The 591-nt window shown below is 58.7% G+C and carries 1 protein-coding gene; it reads left to right on the forward strand.

The window, feature by feature from the left end; all coding sequences use genetic code 11:
- A partial coding sequence (locus tag ACEWB7_RS17360; RefSeq protein ID WP_411581007.1) for an ATP-binding cassette domain-containing protein occupies window positions 1-591 on the forward strand: 591 nt, incomplete at both ends.

Below are 591 nucleotides of genomic sequence, written 5' to 3' on the forward strand. Positions count from 1 at the left end.
AACAGAGCCCGATCGGGCGCACCCCGCGGTCCAACCCGGCGACCTATACGGGCGTCTTTACCCCGGTTCGTGAGCTTTTTGCTGGCGTGCCGGAGTCTCGCTCGCGCGGCTACACGCCAGGGCGATTCAGCTTCAACGTGCGCGGCGGTCGCTGCGAAGCGTGCCAGGGCGATGGCGTCATTAAAGTCGAAATGCACTTTCTGCCGGATATTTACGTGCCGTGCGACCAGTGCAAAGGCAAGCGCTATAACCGGGAAACGCTGGAGATTAAGTACAAAGGCAAGACCATCCACGAAGTGCTGGATATGACCATTGAAGAAGCGCGTGAGTTCTTTGATGCGGTGCCAGCTCTGGCGCGTAAGCTGCAAACGTTGATGGACGTTGGTCTGACGTACATTCGCCTGGGGCAGTCCGCAACCACACTTTCTGGTGGTGAAGCCCAGCGCGTGAAGCTGGCGCGTGAGCTGTCAAAACGCGGCACCGGGCAGACGCTGTATATTCTCGACGAGCCGACCACCGGTCTGCACTTCGCCGATATTCAGCAACTCCTCGACGTGCTGCATAAACTGCGCGATCAGGGCAATACCATTG

Source organism: Acinetobacter sp. NIOH-H-8, from assembly GCF_046635365.1.
GTDB lineage: Bacteria > Pseudomonadota > Gammaproteobacteria > Pseudomonadales > Moraxellaceae > Acinetobacter.